Annotated in this window: 7 protein-coding genes, 3 tRNA genes and 1 pseudogene; 6 read left to right on the top strand and 5 right to left on the bottom strand. The window is 58.1% G+C overall.

What is annotated here, in order from left to right:
- Nucleotides 1-335: 335 nt before the first annotated feature.
- The 4 genes from GBM95_RS07760 (at nucleotide 336) to GBM95_RS07745 (ending at nucleotide 1,704) form a co-directional block, all read left to right on the top strand.
- On the top strand, nucleotides 336-1,058 hold the full coding sequence (locus GBM95_RS07760) for a LicD family protein (RefSeq protein ID WP_152158574.1): 723 nt from the start codon (nucleotides 336-338) through the stop codon (nucleotides 1,056-1,058).
- Nucleotide 1,059: 1 nt separating this feature from the next.
- A complete protein-coding gene (locus GBM95_RS12675) occupies nucleotides 1,060-1,311 on the top strand; it encodes an adenylyltransferase/cytidyltransferase family protein (protein ID WP_226963224.1) in 252 nt (83 codons plus the stop codon).
- Nucleotides 1,312-1,537: 226 nt separating this feature from the next.
- A tRNA-Pro gene (locus GBM95_RS07750) sits at nucleotides 1,538-1,614 on the top strand.
- A gap of 13 nt (nucleotides 1,615-1,627) precedes the next feature.
- Nucleotides 1,628-1,704 (top strand) — tRNA-Arg (locus GBM95_RS07745).
- A gap of 77 nt (nucleotides 1,705-1,781) precedes the next feature.
- On the opposite strand, the gene GBM95_RS07740 is transcribed toward GBM95_RS07745, so the two are convergent.
- The 4 genes and pseudogenes from GBM95_RS07740 to GBM95_RS07725 all read right to left on the bottom strand — a co-directional run bounded on the left by GBM95_RS07740 (nucleotide 1,782) and on the right by GBM95_RS07725 (nucleotide 8,015).
- Entirely contained in the window at nucleotides 1,782-3,770 is a 1,989-nt protein-coding gene (locus GBM95_RS07740; protein WP_152158573.1) for an LTA synthase family protein, read from the bottom strand.
- A gap of 142 nt (nucleotides 3,771-3,912) precedes the next feature.
- Nucleotides 3,913-6,752, bottom strand: a pseudogene (locus GBM95_RS07735) (valine--tRNA ligase).
- 277 nt (nucleotides 6,753-7,029) lie between these two features.
- Nucleotides 7,030-7,515 carry a hypothetical protein gene (locus tag GBM95_RS07730; protein ID WP_152158572.1) on the bottom strand — a complete coding sequence of 162 codons (486 nt, stop codon included), beginning with the start codon at nucleotides 7,513-7,515 and terminating at the stop codon, nucleotides 7,030-7,032.
- Nucleotides 7,516-7,577: 62 nt separating this feature from the next.
- Nucleotides 7,578-8,015, bottom strand: a complete 438-nt coding sequence (locus tag GBM95_RS07725; protein ID WP_152158571.1) for a DNA polymerase III subunit chi — start codon at nucleotides 8,013-8,015, stop codon at nucleotides 7,578-7,580.
- Nucleotides 8,016-8,224: 209 nt separating this feature from the next.
- On the opposite strand from GBM95_RS07725, the gene GBM95_RS07720 reads away from it, so the two are divergent.
- Together GBM95_RS07720 and GBM95_RS07715 are read left to right on the top strand one after the other, a co-directional pair.
- Nucleotides 8,225-8,300, top strand: a tRNA-Ala gene (locus GBM95_RS07720).
- A 307-nt stretch (nucleotides 8,301-8,607) separates the two neighbouring features.
- A complete protein-coding gene (locus GBM95_RS07715; RefSeq protein WP_152158570.1) occupies nucleotides 8,608-10,107 on the top strand; it encodes a flavocytochrome c in 1,500 nt (499 codons plus the stop codon).
- A 239-nt stretch (nucleotides 10,108-10,346) separates the two neighbouring features.
- Here the strand turns inward: GBM95_RS07715 and GBM95_RS07710 are convergent, their stop codons facing one another.
- Nucleotides 10,347-16,472 (bottom strand): beta strand repeat-containing protein, encoded by a 6,126-nt coding sequence (locus GBM95_RS07710; RefSeq protein WP_152158569.1) that lies wholly within the window; start codon nucleotides 16,470-16,472, stop codon nucleotides 10,347-10,349.
- Nucleotides 16,473-16,609 lie beyond the last annotated feature (137 nt).

Genomic DNA, 16,609 nt, shown 5'->3' with positions numbered 1-16,609 from the left:
GCCCAGGAGAAGAAATCCAGCAAGCCTCTGTGAAAATATTCCCCTTATCGTCATGCAGCTTCAAGGGGTGCTGTTACCGGATTTCTGGAAATTCACGAACTTTTAAATTGTAATTTATTTAGTTGTATTTTATTATGTTTAAAATTATTGATGATAAAAAAGCTGTAAGAGATCGATATATTTTCTAGGAATAAAACTTTGTAAGTGGACTCGAACAAAATTAATTATCGATCGGATGGAAGATACCTTAAATCATATTGATAGAAGTGTCGAAATTCTAATGTGGGATAGGTCGGAGGCTTTAATGGCTAAGGGGGGGAACTAGAGACTTACAATTGATACAGCTTGCATTTTTAAATGCTTTTGATGCATTCTGTAAGGAACATAAATTAGGTTACTGGTTGGACTTTGGTACTTTGTTAGGTGCTGCGCGAAATTCTAAATTCATCCCGTGGGATGATGATGTTGATGTGTGTATGTTGAGAAAGGATTTTGATGTTATCTTAGATCACGAAGGGATTCAAAATGGATTTTCTGCAGGATATTATTTTAAACATCACCCGGAGATTGGTCTAATTAAGATCCATAATAAATTTTTGCCTGAGTATATCGGGATGGATATTTTTGTTTCAGATCTTATTGATAATTATCTGACTGTAGAAGAAAAATTATCATTGACGCGAACTTTAAATTCTGACCAGATTTTCAAAGATGAATTAATGACGAGTAAGCGTCTAACTTACTTTTCTAGAAAGCTTTGTGAACTTGGTCTTAATTTTTCTGAGAATTTAGCTGATGCTAAAACTATTGTATATGGACTCGAGTTTTATCATGTTACGCATCCTTCTATTTTCATGGATAAAGAGGACCTTTTCCCGTTGAGCACAATTCATTTTGAGGGTCGAGAATATCCATGTCCAAAAAATGTTGATCGTCACTTGATATTGCTTTATGGAAATTACAAAACCCCGAATTGGAAGCAGTTGCCTCATACCTTGATAAGTAAACTGCCAATAGAGGATTTAATCAAAATTTCTCAGTTTCTAGAAAGACAGTGAAATGAATGTTTTAACTTATGGTACATTTGATGCACTTCATTATGGGCATATAATTTTGTTGAATAGACTTAAGGCTCTGGGAGATAAGTTATACGTGGGTGTATCAACGGATGCCTTTAATTTGCAAAAGGGAAAAGTCGCCTTTATGTCATATGAAGAGAGGGTGACTTTACTGAAATCGCTTCGAGCGGTAGATGTTGTATTTCCAGAAGATAATTTGGAGCAAAAGGTTTCTGATATTAAAAAAATATAATATTGGATTATTTGCTATGGGCGATGATTGGGTATGGCATTTTGATTTTTTGTCGAAATATTGTAAGGTAGTATATATGCCCCGCACTGCGAATATATCTTCTACAGAAATTCGGCGTATTATTATGCGCAAAGTGGAGTGATCGCAATTAATGCAAAATTAATTCATGATGAATAAGATAAAAATCTTGATTGTTTGAAGGAAATTCCATATAATCGGCACTCTTCGGGGTGTAGCGCAGCCCGGTAGCGCGCCTGCTTTGGGAGCAGGATGTCGCGAGTTCGAATCTCGCCGCCCCGACCAGAAGAGAAAGTGTCCGCCCGTAGCTCAGTTGGATAGAGCATCTGCCTTCTAAGCAGAGGGTCGTGAGTTCGAGCCTCGCCGGGCGGACCATCCGAATTTCCCGTTCCGCTTCCATGAGTGCGTCTCATGTTTTCCTGCGGCACGGGATTTTTTGTGCCCGCGTTTCTTCAACGCAGAAGCGCAGAACGAATCACCCAGCCGGCCTTCGCGCGCTGAGCTGCCGAGAAGCGCCCTTCGCGAAGGAGCTCTTCCGTGCAGGGCTGAGCCGCAAACCTGTCTCCTTCCATGCGGAAGCACTGAAGCTTGCCCCTGGGGTCGATCCCCACGGCGCCGGATTTCCCGACGGCCACGCCGTATTCGCCGACGCCGAAGTAGCCGTAGGCAAAGCTGCGGTGCGGGAGCGCAAGATTCCGGCCTTCCTCAGGGAGAGGAATCCGCCCAAGCGCGAGCGCGGAGAGGGTCGGGAAGATGTCGCGCTCCGTCACCCACTGGGTCTGATCAACCTGAGGAAGCCCTTCACGGATCCCGTCCGGCACCCAGAAAAGAATCGGGACGCCCAACTGATGGTGGAAAGCCCCCTGAGGCGGATATTTGAAGCGCGCATTGTGGTCGCCCGTGGAGGCAACGATGGTATTGGAGAGCTTTCCTTCCTCACGGAGGCTTCCGACGAACCAGCCGAGCCAGTCGGAGGCGTACTGATAGGTCTGAAGCATCTTCGTGAATTCGGAACGGGGCTTATCGCGCTCAATGACCGGAGGGAGCAGATCCGGGTCGACAGGGAGCGTCGCACGGCCGTCGGGCACCTCATGGGGCGGGTGGTTCGAGGTTGAGAGGAGGACGAGGAGCAGGGGCTTATCGGACGCCTTCCGCTCATCCATCAGACGTTTTGCGAATTTGAACATCCATTCGTCGCCGATGCCCCAGGTGCCGATTTCAGCTTCCGGGAACGCGGCGTGAATGGATGCGTCGCCGTAAACCTTGTCGAAGCCGTGACGCGGGAGCGACTCCCTGAGATTTCTCCAGTTGGCGTCGCCTCCCGTTACGAAAACGACTTCATAGCCCGCTTCCCTGAAAGGGAGCACCTTGGAGAAAGGAAACGGCAGATGCCCATAGCGGCTCTGCGAGAGCGGCGAATAGGGCGTGTCGAAGAGAATGCCTTCGAGCGCCGGGAAGGTTCCCGGGCCGATCGTAAGGCCGTTCGTGAAGACCCAGGCGTTCCTGAGCTCATTGGCGAGCCGCCCGAGCGTGTCGTTCGTTCCCGGAACATGGGAGAGGAACTGGTCGCGCCCCATGGATTCCATGACGGCGAGCACCACGTCGGGTTTCTTTGTTGGCTTTATCGGCTGAGCCGCAGGAGCGGCGCCGGCAAGCACCTCATTGACATCATCAATATTTCTGAAGCCGAGCGCCTTCAGTTCGCCGTCGCGGCCGTCCTTGAAGCTGAGGGCCGACTGATCGCACATTGCTTCATAGAAAAGGATGGCGCCGTTAGGCACGCACTGGTTGATGAAGACGTGGGGCGAAACGGAAAGACTCTGAAAGCGAAGCGGAAATTTCCCGAGACTCCCGCGCAGGATGAGCGAGAGAAGAATCGTGAGCAAGACCGCAGTGATGAGATTCCCCCTGGTTCTCCAGTTGAAGCCTGCGGCGTCCCTCTCCGGCCCAGCGGCCGGAATCAGCGCGGACAGGATGACGGGCACCGCCATTGCGGCAAGAAAGATCCCGACGTAGGGAAGAATCGGCCAGTCGGAGAGCACCGTTTTGATGATGGCCTGAGTGTCGTCCTGAAAGAGCCCGAAGATGACCGCCGAAATCGGAGTTCCATAAAACCTGAAAAATTCAATGTTGACGAAGCCGAGGAGCACCATCAGGCCGCCGGCAATGAGTCCGAGCGCTTCAGCCCATTTCTTCGCCTTCGGCCATTTCGCGCTCATGAGCCAGAAAATCCAGGCCGGAAGAATGAGGGTCGCGAGCCATTTGGCATCGATGCGCACGCCCATCCAGAAAGCCGGAAGGAAGTCCTTCCATCCAAAGTCGCCCGTACGGAACTCCATAAAGAAGGCGATGCGGATGAGGGAGAGGATGACGAGAAAGGCGGAAAAGAAAACGATCGGCTTCAGGAAGAAGCCGCAGGCCGTAGGGGATCTGCGAAGCATGGAGGAGCCGGGAGGGAAGAGGCGCTCTAAAAGAAGAGAGCCGGCAGCTGTGTGCCGGCTCTCCGGGGTTCCTTAATTTCTTTGACCCCTGAGTCCTTTAAAGCCCTTCGGGGAAGAGGGCTCTGACGGTCTCAAAGGGGGCTTATTCGCGCGGAAGCCTGGCGAGCTGTTCGGTCACCTTGGCAAGGAGCGCGGTGAAGTCGGCAAGGCGCTTTCTTTCCACGTCGACGACCGCCGCCGGGGCCTTCGAGACGAAGCGTTCGTTCGAGAGCTTCCCCTCGCACTTCTTCACTTCGCCCATGAGGCGGGCCGCTTCCTTCTCGAGGCGTTCGCGCTCGGCCTTCACGTCGATTTCGACCTTGAGCATGAGCTTGAAGTCGCCCACGATCGCGACCGGCGCGACGGAGCCCTTCGCTTCCTGCTCGAGGCTTTCCACGTGTTCGACCGGTTCGACGCGGGCGAGCTGCTGGAGGTAGGGAGCCGCCGCGAGGCATTCGGCTTCGTCGCCCGAAATGAGGAGCGGGAGCTTCTGCGAGGGCGGAAGCTTCATTTCGCTTCTCAGGTTGCGGATCGAATCGATCATCTGCTGGATGGTCGTCATGCGCTTCGTCGAAGCCGCGTCGTCATCCTTTTCGTCGTATTCCGGATAGCTCTGAATCATGATGGAGGTTTCCTCATCCGCGCGGCGGCGCCCGCGACGACGGAGACCTTCTGCCAGAGTTCTTCGGTGATGAAGGGGATGATCGGATGCGCGAGGCGCAGGATCGTCTCGAGCACCGTGACGAGCGTATGGCGCGTCGCGCGCTGCTCGGCTTCCGTGCCCTTCAGCTGCACCTTCGAGAGTTCGAGGTACCAGTCGCAGTACTGGTTCCAGACGAAGGAGTAGATGGCGTTGGCGGCAATGTCGAGACGGTAGTCGGCATAGGCCTGGCGGACTTCCTTCGTGGTGCGGGCGAGTTCGCTCACGATCCACTTGTCGACGAAGGAGAAGGTCATCGGCTGGGAAGCCGTTTCTCCGATGCCGCAGTCCTTGCCTTCAACATTCATGAGAACGAAGCGCGTGGCGTTCCAGAGCTTCGTGCAGAAGTTGCGGTAGCCTTCGGCGCGCTTTAGGTCGAAGTTCACGTTGCGTCCGAGCGTGGCGTAGGCGGCCATCGTGAAGCGGAGCGCATCGGCGCCGTGCGCGGCAATGCCTTCCGGATAGTTCTTGCGGAGCTTCTTTTTGACGATCGGAGCCTTTTCGGGCTGACGCAGACCGCGGGTATTCTTTTCGATCAGGTGTTCGAGATCGATGCCCTGGATGATGTCGAGGGGATCAAGGGTGTTGCCTTCCGACTTCGACATCTTCTTCCCTTCAGCGTCGCGCACAAGACCGTGGATGTAGACGTTCCTGAAGGGAGCGCGGCCGGTGAAGTGCTTCGTCATCATCACCATGCGCGCCACCCAGAAGAAGAGGATGTCGTAGCCCGTGACGAGAACGGTCGAGGGGAGGTAGAGGTCGTAGGCGACTTTTTCGTCGCCTTCCGGGTCGGGCCAGCCGATGGTCGAGAAGGGAACGAGCGCGGAGGAGAACCACGTGTCGAGCACGTCCTCGTCGCGCGTGAGCTTGACGCCCTCGCCCGCCTGCTTCTGCGCCTCCGCTTCGGAGCGGGCGACGTAGACCTTACCGGATTCGTCGTACCAGGCCGGAATCTGGTGGCCCCACCAGAGCTGGCGCGAGAGGCACCAGTCCTGAATGTTCTCGAGCCACTGGCGGTAGACGCCGCGCCATTCGGCCGGGAAGATGTTGACTTCGCCCGAAGTCACGGCTTCAAGGCCCACTTCGGCGATCGATTTGTTGGGGTAGAGCGTCCCTTCGGGAGCGGGCTTGCTCATCGCCATGTACCACTGCTCGGAGAGCATCGGCTCGACGATTTCGCCCGTGCGCGCGACGCGCGGCACCATGTGCTTGATTTCCTTGATGCCAACGAGGAGCCCCTCAGCCTTCAGATCCTCAACGGCGGCCTTGCGGCATTCGTAGCGGTCCATGCCGCGGTACTTTTCGGGCACGTTCTCGTTCATGCGCGCCGTCTTCGTGAGGACGTTGAGCATCGCGAGATTGTGGCGGCGGCCGACTTCAAAGTCGTTGAAGTCGTGGGCCGGCGTGATCTTCACGCAGCCCGAACCAAATTCGCGGTCGACGTACGTATCGGCGATGACGGGAATCACGCGGTCCGTGAGGGGGAGCTTCAGCATCTTTCCGACGAGCGACTTGTAGCGCTCGTCTTCCGGATGCACGGCAACGGCCTGGTCGCCGAAGAGCGTTTCAGGACGGGTCGTCGCCACGACGACGCCTTCGGATCCGTCAGCGCCCGGATAACGGATTTCCCAGAGATGGCCCGTCGCCTCCTCGCTTTCCACTTCAAGGTCGGAAACCGCGCTCTGGAGCTTCGGATCCCAGTTGACGAGGCGCTTGCCGCGGTAGATGAGGCCTTCTTCATAGAGGCGCACGAAGGTTTCAATGACGACCTTCGAGAGCTTCGGATTCATCGTGAAGTAGAGACGGTCCCAGTCGACGCTGTCGCCCATGCGGCGCATCTGCTCGAGAATCGTGCCGCCCGAGAACTTCTGCCACTCCCAGATCTTCGCGATGAAGTCCTCGCGCTTCATTTCGCGGCGCTTGAAGCCCTGCTTTTCGAGCTGACGCTCAACGACAATCTGCGTGGCGATGCCGGCGTGGTCCGTGCCCGGGAGCCACATCGTGTTGTAGCCCGCCATGCGGTGATAGCGCGTGAGCGTGTCCATCACCGTCTGGTTGAAGGCGTGGCCCATGTGCAGGATGCCGGTGATGTTGGGCGGGGGAAGCTGAATGGAGAAGGCGGGCTTCTTGGGGTCAAGGCCGGCGCGGAAGTAGCCGCGCTTTTCCCAAACGGGATACCAGCGGGATTCAATTGCGTTGGGTTCAAAGCTCTTGGCGAGCTCCTGGGTTTGCTGTTCCGTCATGGCTTATGCGTATGAATGGGATGATTTTCTGTCGCAGGAACCTTTAATGCGTTCCGTGCCCGGACATCATCAGGGGGTAAAGAATTGGGTTGAGAAGGACTGCGGGGCAGTTCGCCAGCGAAAGCCTCCCGCATCCTCGAATGGGCAAAGATAACGGCCATTTTCTCACGAAGACGGGGAAAGGCCCAAATGAAAACACCCGGACGGTGCCGTCCGGGCGCATTTTTGCGGGGAAAGCCTCATGGAGGCGTTCCGAATCCGTGATGAAGGGCCTCTGTCAGCGCTTCACGATGTCGTCCACCCTGAGGGACTTGATCTCGCGCTCGATCGCCTGAGCGACGAGCGACGAGAGCGTGCGCTCAAGATCGCCCTTCATGCGCGCGACGGCGTTCGAAACGGAGAGGTCGAGCACATCGCGAAGACCCTCGCGCACCGAAGCTTCAATGCGAGGCGTGAGTCTTTCAATGATGGCCTTCTTTTCCTCTTCCGAGAGTACGAGAGGCTGCGGCTCAAAAGGCTTGGGCGCAAGTGCGTCGGGAGGCGGCACCGTGACTTCCGGGCCTTTGGGCGCAGCCGCAGCCGGAACGGCCTGCGGCGTAGCTGCTGGAGCCGCGGGGCTTTCGGGTTCGAGCCCGAGCGTCGGTTCCTGAGGGCCGGCGGCAGGCTTGAGGCCGAGGAGTTCCTTCCAGGAAAGCGTCACGCGCTCCGTGAGCGTCTTGTAGGGTTTAGCATTCGCATCAATGACGGGTTCCTGTCGATTCATCGGAGTGTTACCTGGAGGAAGAGAAGAATGATGGCGGTGAGAGCTTCGGGGACCGGAAGCGGTCAATGGCGGCGGTCGTATGCCGCGAGCTCGACCCCTTCCGCTTTATAGGCGCGGTAGCGGTCGCGCGAGAGCCTGAGTTCCGTCGGATCAGTGCTCACCACATCGATGATGCGTCCGAAGCGCTCGAAATCCGTTTTCCAGCTTTCGGGCAGATGATCGTCAAGAAGCACGAGAACGTCGCCCTTCAGTTCGCTCAGATCCGTTGAAAGCAGAATGGGCGTTTCGTCCGCGTGCGCGGAATTCGCGCGGACGTGCGGAAGAAAAGCTAGGTCGTCGAAGCTCCAGAGGAGCTGATCGAAATTTCTCAGGCGTTCCGCATCCGATGTCCAGAAGGCGAGCGTGAGCCCGCGCTTATAAACGGTGCGCGCAACGAGGCATGCATACCTCAGGCGGTTCGGAACGTTGAAGTGAAAGTCAATCTTCTGCATAGTCAGCATTATGGCGCAAGCCTTGGAAAAATCCCGCAACTGAGTTGTTTCAAACCCTAATGGTGAGAAGGGAAGGCAGCGCATCTCGGATGCAGGAATTCTCGTTGTCCTGCGGCAAAATGGAGGTTCATGCACTGAATACCGTAAATGCGGTATCTTCAGAGAAGCCACTTGTCAGAATCAAAAAATCAGGGCAGAATTCTTTTCCTCAACGGTTTGGGGAAGTAGCTCAGCTGGGAGAGCGCTGCGTTCGCAATGCAGAGGTCGGGAGTTCGATCCTCCTCTTCTCCACCACGACCGAATTCCTTCGGCTTCAAGCCGACGATCAGACGCCTGTTTTCACAGGCGTTTTTCGTATCTGCAGGTTTTAAGTCGCCTGCACGAGGCCCGGCTCCGGGCATCTCTCCTCCGCAGCATCTGCCGGCTTCCGACGGACTCCCGGGAACAGAACCCGCGGTCCTCCTGTCCTTCGCTTCCGTTTTTTGTTGTTTCTGCCGGCCTTCATGTTTTTTCATGCGTCGGTATACATTGCCTCTGCACGGCCGGACTTTTGTTTTTTTGAAAGCTCCGGCTCAGGCCTGATCAAAAAAGGAGGCAAATCATGACTTCAGCACGCATGAACCGCCGCGCGGCATTAGGGCTCGCGGGCGGCACGGCATTGGCGCTCGCATCTTCGGGCGCACTCGCCCGCGGCGCCAAGGCGCCGCAGGCATGGGACCGCATGGTCGACGTGCTCGTGGTGGGTTCCGGATTCGCGGGGCTCGCCGCGGCGATTGAAGCCAGAACGGAAGGCGCGGACGTGCTCTGCATCGAAAAGATGTCGATCATCGGCGGAAATTCCATTCTTTCGGGCGGCGGACTTGCATCTCCGGGCAACGACCTTCAGGTCGCAGCCGGCATCAAGGACAGTCCTGAACTGCTCCTCGCCGACATGCTGAAGTCGGGCGGGGGGCTCGCCAATGTGGAGTGCGCGAAGGTTGTCGCTTACGGCGCTCTGGATGCGTACCGCTGGGCGAAGGACTTCCTCGGCGTCAAGTTCGACCGCCTGGGCTACCAGGGCGGACACTCCGTCGCGCGCTCGGCCTGCTACATGAACGGCAACGGCGCGAATATGGTGGGCCCCATGGCGAAGAAGGCGAAGGAGATTGGCGTCGCAGTCGAAACCAGAACGCGTCTCGTCAACCTCGTGACGGATGAAAAGGGAGCGGTCATCGGCGCCGAGCTCGTGAAGAACTACGTCTTCCCGAAAGAGGATTCCGGCACCCGGATGTTCGTTCGCGCCCGCAGAGGCGTCGTGGTGGCGGGCGGCGGTTTTTCGCAGAACGTGAAGCTCAGAATGCTTCACGATCCGAGACTCGGGCCTCAGCTCGAGTCGACCAATCAGCCGGGCGCTACGGGCGACGCCATGATGGCCGCGCAGAGGATCGGCGCGGCGGGCGTGCAGATGGACTGGATTCAGCTCGGTCCCTGGACCTCGCCTGACGAAAAGGGCTTCGGCGTCTGCCCGAAGTTCGTAGAGTCGTCGGTGGGCTACGGCCTCATGGTGGATCCGAAGACCGGCAGACGCTTCGTCAACGAAACGGGCAACCGCAAGGTGCGCTCCGACGCCATCATTGCGACGGGACATCCTGCAGTGATTCTGGTTTCTGAAGAGAATGCCGGCCACGTGCCTCCGTCCACCATCAAGGCGGGCATGGAAAACGGCTCCATCCGGCGCTTCGCGAATCTCGACGAGCTCGCAAAGTTCTACGGCATCCAGGCGGAGTCGCTCAAGACTTCGGTCAACCGCTGGAATGACGCGATTAGAGCAAAGAAGGATCCCGACTTCAACGCGAAGATTTTTAAGGACACGAAGGAAAACAAGGGCGTCTTTTACGCCTGCCGCCTCTGGCCGCGCGTTCACTACTGCATGGGCGGCCTCGCCATCAATCCGAAGGCGGAGGTGATCAATACCGATCTCAACGTGATCCCCGGACTTTATGCTGCCGGCGAAGTCGCGGGCGGCGTGCACGGCATGGTGCGTCTCGGAACGGTATCCATTGCCGACTGCGTGGTGTTCGGCCGCGTAGCCGGACGGAACGCTGCTAAAAGAAAGATCTGACGACAGGACAGAGGCCGGATGCTTCAGCATCCAGCCTCTCACCATTCATAAGAACAAAATGCCCAGGACCTCACGCTGCGGGGCCCGGCCTCAGCTGACCTCGTGCGCGCAGCCGGCGCGATCGAAAGGAAAGCCCGTCTCCAGGGAGACGGCTCCCTGGAGTTCCGGGTAATGATGAATTCTGCGGCCTCAATCGCAGGCGGCGAGGTTGAGCCGCCTGCGAAAGCGTTGAGGCGCCGTCAGTCGGTTTGCGAAAGGATCCAGCCCTTATCGTCTCCCTTGATGGTTAAGGCTTCATCCTTTTCCGGTTCGCGCAGATCCCGAATCAGGCCTTTGCCCCTTGCGGGAAGACCTTCCTCAAGCACCTGTCCTTCTTCTTCCTCTTCTTCGCTCGCTGCAGCCTTGTTGGCGGCGGCGTCCGGACGCAGATGGAGGAAGAAGTACCTGTGGTTCGGCGAGAGCGTGTCGATTGCCGGATACACGAACGGGTTGATGCGGTCGTTGTCTGCACGTTCAAGCGCCGAGCGGTCAATGACCACATGCGGGAGCCCAGGCATCAGATCGAATGCCGTCATGTCCTTCAGATGTTCAAGGTCGATCTGGCTGCCGATATTCCCGGCACCAGAGACTGCTGCCTGCTTGTGAACAGCCGAGAGGAGGTAGCGGCTGCCCTCTGTGCGGCCGCTGTCGGTAAAGGCGTAGACCGCATCCTCACCGTAGAGGAGATCGGTAATGCGGATGTCGCCCGAACCGTTGAAGACCGTGATGGTGTAGCCGCCTCTGCCGCCGCCCATCGTCACCGTGCCTTCCTTTTCGGTCGCGAGACGATAGACGTCGATGTAGCCCTTCGAAGCGTTGGTCGACCCCTGAATCATGATGTCTCCGGCATCCGTAAAGATGCCGACATGGTCATGAGCCTTGAGGCTGCCCGTAAACCGGACGCCCTTCAGGCGGTTCTCTCCGACTTCTCCGTCAAAGCCCGCGGTCACGATCTGCAGGGCCTTGCCTGCTTCAAGGCTCGTGCCGAAAACGTCAGAACCTAAGAGGAGCGCGTCGCCCTCGACCGAGACGTCGTTGGTGAATTCAAAGGCGTTCATCTGTCCGTAGGCCTTGAGGTCGCCCGTCACCTTGCCGCCGCGTTCCTGGTTGAGCGTCACCTTCGTGTCGCGGCCGTTCGAGCCGAGATAGACGCTCCCGGCGGAGTCAACCGTCATTTTGGTAAAGGCGTTCCCGTCCGACCCGATCGACGCGTCGGCAATTGCAGGAAGCGCCACATCGCCGCCGCGAGCGGTTGCCGTAAGGGTTCTGCCGCGAACGCCGGCGTCGCCGTCAGCCGTGCTCTGCGTCAGGGACTTCCCGGCATAGAGCGTCACATCAGCCGCGTTTTCGCCGATCGCTTCGTCGCCCACTGTGACGGCACCCGTGAGAGAGAGGTCTCCCTCGAGCGCCTTCAGGGCAACTGCTTCGCTGCCGGTCACGAGGATGTCGCCCTGAAGCGCCACGTCGCCGCGGGCTGTGATCGAGGCGCTCTTTTCCGCCGTGATGTTCGTCTGGTCGTTGACCGTCAGACCGGCCTCTGTAAGGTTGAGCGCAACGTTCTCGCCCGCCTCAATGGAGGAACCTGCCGCGAGGCGGTTTCCGTCGAGGCTCGCAGCCTCAATCGTGACGCTGCCGGTGGTTGCCGTGATCGACTGAGAGGCGTCGCCGAGCGTGACCCTGCCGCCCGCCTTCACCGTGAGATTTTCGGCCGTAAAGGCTTCCGTCCCGGCAAAGACGTTCGTGAGGTCGGCTTCGGTCCCGGCAGTGACGGAGACGTCGCCCACCGATCCTCCGTCGTCGGAAGCATCGATCCGGGCGTTTGCGAGGTTCACGGCACCGTTTTGGGCATTAAAGTTCACGCCGCCCGATGCACCCTTCACTTTGACGCTGATGCCTTCGGCCTCAACGTCGCGGCCAGCAGAGATCTTGAAGCTTTCGTCAACCGTCACGTCAAGATCGTTGACGAGCATGCTGCCGCCGGCAGAGAGATCGAGCTTATCGAGCTCAAGCCCCTGGGCGCCGCTCATATCCATGTCGCCCGATTTGGCAACGATGGACATGCCGCCTTCCGTGATGGCATAGGCAGTCCACTTCAGATCGACGGACTTCTCAGCCGCAATCGTGAGGTCGCCCTTATTGATCGAGAAGGCCGCCTCGCCGAGTTTGGCGTCGCCCGCACTTTCGAGCGAGATATCGCCGGTCTCGACGGTGAACTTGCCGCCTTCCGCAGCAATGCCGCTCTGACCAGTGGCCGCAAGCGAAATGTGCTTCTTTGCCACAACATCAGCCTTTGCTGCGGTGATGCCGGAGCCCTTGAGCACGGCTTCCTCTGCCGTGAGCTTTGTTTGATCAAAGCCCAGATTGCTGCCGGCCTCGATATTGGCGCTCTTCTTCACTGAGAGCTGAGCCTCATCGAGAGCGATGTGGCCGGTACTCGTGAACTGTGCATCACGAGCGTTAAGCGTCAATCTCTTAAAGTTGATGCCTTCTGCGCCCGCTGCGACCGTTGCTTTCGCGCCTGCCGTGATCGTGCCGCCTTCCAGCGTGGCCGATTTGGCCGCCGTCATGGCAACGTTCTTTGCCGCAGTGATGCTGGATTGAGCGTCGAGCCAGATGGCATCAGACTTCGAAGTCATCGTGATGCCGCTTCCGTCAACCGTGCCATTGCTCGTCACGTCGCCCCAGACCGTGATCTTCTGGTCGGCCGTGATGTCGACCGAGCCGTCGGCCGTGACAGAGCTCTTCTTGCCGCTCGTTTCGGTGCCGATCGTTACGTTGCCCTTCTGAGCTTCAAGGCGAACATCCTTCTTGCTGGAGACGCTGCCCGTCACCGCAACGTCCTTCCCGGCACGCAAGTCGGCCTTGCCGGCACTCGTCACATTGCCTTCAACCGAGATGTCGGAAGCTGCAGTCAATTCTGCAAGGCCTGCGCTCTCAACGCTGCCCTTGACGATGATGTCGCCGGTCGCCTTGAGTTTGGTGTGGCCTGCTGCATCCGTACCTTCAACACCGCCGTTGACATAAATGCGGCCGTTCTGAGCATCAAGCGCAACGCTTCTGCCGGAGACGTGGCCCAGGGTGCGCTTCCCCTCGGAAATGCTGCCGATCGTGATGTCGCCGTCCTGGGCCAGTATGGCTACGGTGCTCTTTTTGCTTCTGACGCTGCCGTCAATGGCCGCACCAAGACCTGCCGTCAATGCGACATGACCGCTGCTTGTGATGTCGCCCACCACAGAGACGGCTTTTGCCGCATCAAGCGTGACCTGGCCGTTTTCGGCCGTGCTTTCGACGCTTCCACGGACATTGATGTCGCCGTCCTTGGCATCGAGATCCACGCTCGTGCCGGTGACGCTGCCCTCGGCTGTTTCACCAATGGTGATCTTGCCGGCCTGAGCAGCAATCCTGACGGCTTCGCCCGTACTCTCGATGCTGCCGTCAACGACTGCATTGCTGCCTGCCGTCAGCACGACCTGTCCTTGGCCTGTGATGTTGCCCACCACTGAAAGGGCTTTTGCCGCATCAAGCGTTACCTGACCGTTTTCGGCCGTACTCTTGACATTGCCGTTGACGCTGATGCCGCCGCCCGTGGCGTCTAGATCAACGCTCGTGCCGGCGACGCTTCCCTTGGCATCTTCGCCAATGGTGATTTGGCCGGCCTGAGCAACGATCCTGACGGCATCGCCCGTACTTTCGATGCTGCCGTCGACAACTGCATTGCTGCCTGCCGTCAGCGTTATCAGACCATTACTCGCGATGTCGCCCACCACAGAGATGGACTCTGTCGAGTCAAGCGTTACCCGACCGTTTACGTCCGTACTCTTGACATTGCCGTTGACGCTGATGTCGCCGTGAGCGGCGTTGAGATCAACGCTCGTGCCGCTGATGCTGCCCGCAGCTTTTTCACCGATCGTGATGCCTCCGTCCCTGGCAAGGATGGTTACGGTGTTGTTTTCGCTTCGGACGCTGCCGTCGATGGATGCGCCGTTCCCAGCCGTTAACGCAACTTGTCCCTTACCCGTGACGTTGCCCGTCACAGAGACGTCATTGGCCGCATCAAGCGTTACCTGACCGCTTTCAGCCGTACTCTCGACATTCCCGTTGACGCTGATGCCGCCGCCAGCGGCGTCGAGATCAACGCTCGTGCCGGCGACGTTGCCCTCAACCGAGACGCTTCCCGTCTCAGAAGCAAGGCGCGCTTCAGATGCGCTCGCAATCTTGCCGTTGACGGCAAGATCTTTCTGCGTACTGACGGTTACGGAGCTGCCCTTGATGCCGCCCGCCTGACCGTTCAGGCCGACCGTCACCGCATCGTCGCCGACGATGTCGACGAGCCCGGAAGCTTTGATGTCATTGATGCCGAGATTGCCCGTGCCCATGGCATGGAGCCACAGATTCTGAACGCCGGGCTCGAAGTAGATCGTGGAGCTCGAGCCGACTCGAAGCGCGTTCGACTTCTCACCGACCGATGCCTTGCCGAAGTCGCCCTTCACGTTGAAGTAAAGCGCCTGGCCTCCGATGTAGCCGAGTTCGGCAAAGTCATCGTAGTTGCCGTCCGCCTTCACGCCGTCGTAGGCGTAGAGGTTCTTCGCAGAAATGGAGACGTCGCCTCCGCCCGCAACCGAGTAGATCGTGAAGTCTTCCTCGTCCTGGTTCGTTTCATCGACGGAGTCGATAAAGATGTCGCTCTGGCTCGAAACGGCCGTCCAGCCGCCCGCATGGATGCGGATGGCGCCGGTTTTGGAGCCAACGGAGTCGAACCCGCCGCGAAGCGTCACCGTCCCCTTGGCCGAAACGAAGCCGGCGTTCGCGGTCTCGTTTGCTTTCGTGATGCCGTTCCCGGACGTGACGCGCACGTCGCCCGTCTTCGAAACGATTTCGCCGACCTTGAAGCCGTAGCCGCCTTCCCGGGGCGTTTCAATGAAGACGCTCTTATTGGACTCGATGTTGACGCTTCCCGTCGCGCCGATCGTAATCGGCGCCTTGAGCGCAACAGTCACCTGGTCGCCCGAAACTGAGAAGTCGCCGACGTCTGCCTTCGAGAGGTACTGAAGCATTCTGAGGCGCTCTTCCGGCGTTCCGCTGAGGGAACCCGTCACCGGGTCGTCGACGCTCCCTACGGAGCCGCCCGGCGTGCGGATCGTCACGTCGTTGGCCTTGATGTTGGCGCTTCCTGTAATCGAGGTCGCCGTGCCGTTCACGATCGTGTCGGCAACGGAGTAGAGGAGGTCGTTGGCGGTCCAGGAATCGAGCTTTTCGTTCATCACGTTGTAAAGCGCCGAACCCTCCTGAGCCGCCATGCGGCTTACCGCTTCGTCGGCGGAAGCGCAGCCCTCGTACTTCGCCTTCAGGGCGTCGTAGTCCTTTTGCTGCCAGCCTTCGAGCGAGCGGCCTTTCTTTTGGTGCTCTGCATAGGTCTGGTAGCGCGAGAATTCGCCCTTCACGGCCGTCTTCTGCTTCTCGATATTTTCGAGATGCATTGCTTCGCTGCGGCTGCTCCCGTCCTCATTGATGAATCCGGAAGCAATCCAGCTATTCAGGCGGTCGTTGTCGGAGACCGTGTTCTGATCGGTCTTCACCGCGTCGTAAAGCGTGCCGTTCCTGAGGTCGAGCACGACGTCGGCGCCGGTCTCAACGAGACCGAGTCCGAGACTGCCCTGAGTCACTGTGATGCTGATGTCGCCTTTGGCGGCCGCGTCGAACCGGTAGCTCTGATCGGCAAGATCGGTCTTCCCCAAACCCTGGACGAGGTCGTCAACCGTAATGCCGCTGTTGTCGCTCGTAAGCGTAATGTCGTTGCCGCGGAGCTTCCCGACATGCATGGCGTCGCGCGTCGCAAAGGAGAGCGTGCCGCCGGCTTCGAGCTGAGACGCTTCGACATCCCGGCCGGCATTGAGGCTTCTGGCATCAAGGTGGAGGCTTCCGCCCGCCTTCGCCGAGAGGGTGAGCGTTCCCTCGCCCCCCGTCAGTCTGAGGGCGCGGCCTTCCGAGCCGATGTCGCCGCCCGCGGCGAGATTGACGCGGGAGGTGCCGGCAATGCCGTACTGACTGCCTAAGGACGAAATGTCGCCCGCAGCATTGATGTCGACGGTGCCGGAGTCGGTCGTGAGATTGCCGCCGATGAAGATGTTCCGGCCCTTGAGATTGATGGTATTGGCGTTCGCATCCTTCAGCATGCCGACCTTGATCTTCTGATCCGCCTTCACCGTAAAGGTGCCGATCGACTTGCCGCCTTTCTCCACGATGTCCGTGACGGTCCGGTGCTTGTAGAAGCCCAGGAACCCGGACGATGTGACGCCCGTATCATGGCGCGTATGCTCTGCCGACATGACGTATTTGTTGGTCCAGGCGTAGTAGAAGAACTTCTGATTATTAACAAAGGTATTTAATAGTTGACGGATGGTGCTGTGTGGCGCTTGGGGTCAGGCCGCCTGTGCATAGAGGGTACTCTCATTCGTAAAACAGG

The organism is Sutterella seckii (assembly GCF_009183815.1).
In the GTDB taxonomy this organism is placed as follows: Bacteria; Pseudomonadota; Gammaproteobacteria; order Burkholderiales; family Burkholderiaceae_F; genus Sutterella; species Sutterella seckii.
This window is presented reverse-complemented; position numbering and strand designations above follow the sequence as displayed.

Excerpts from the sequence above, each read along its gene's own strand:
- GBM95_RS07730 (WP_152158572.1), bottom strand. The coding sequence starts at position 7,515 with ATGAATCGACAGGAACCCGTCATTGATGCGAATGCTAAACCCTACAAG.
- GBM95_RS07725 (WP_152158571.1), bottom strand. The coding sequence starts at position 8,015 with ATGCTGACTATGCAGAAGATTGACTTTCACTTCAACGTTCCGAACCGC.
- GBM95_RS12675 (WP_226963224.1), top strand. The coding sequence starts at position 1,060 with ATGAATGTTTTAACTTATGGTACATTTGATGCACTTCATTATGGGCAT.
- GBM95_RS07715 (WP_152158570.1), top strand. The coding sequence starts at position 8,608 with ATGACTTCAGCACGCATGAACCGCCGCGCGGCATTAGGGCTCGCGGGC.
- GBM95_RS07710 (WP_152158569.1), bottom strand. The coding sequence starts at position 16,472 with ATGTCGGCAGAGCATACGCGCCATGATACGGGCGTCACATCGTCCGGG.
- GBM95_RS07740 (WP_152158573.1), bottom strand. The coding sequence starts at position 3,770 with ATGCTTCGCAGATCCCCTACGGCCTGCGGCTTCTTCCTGAAGCCGATC.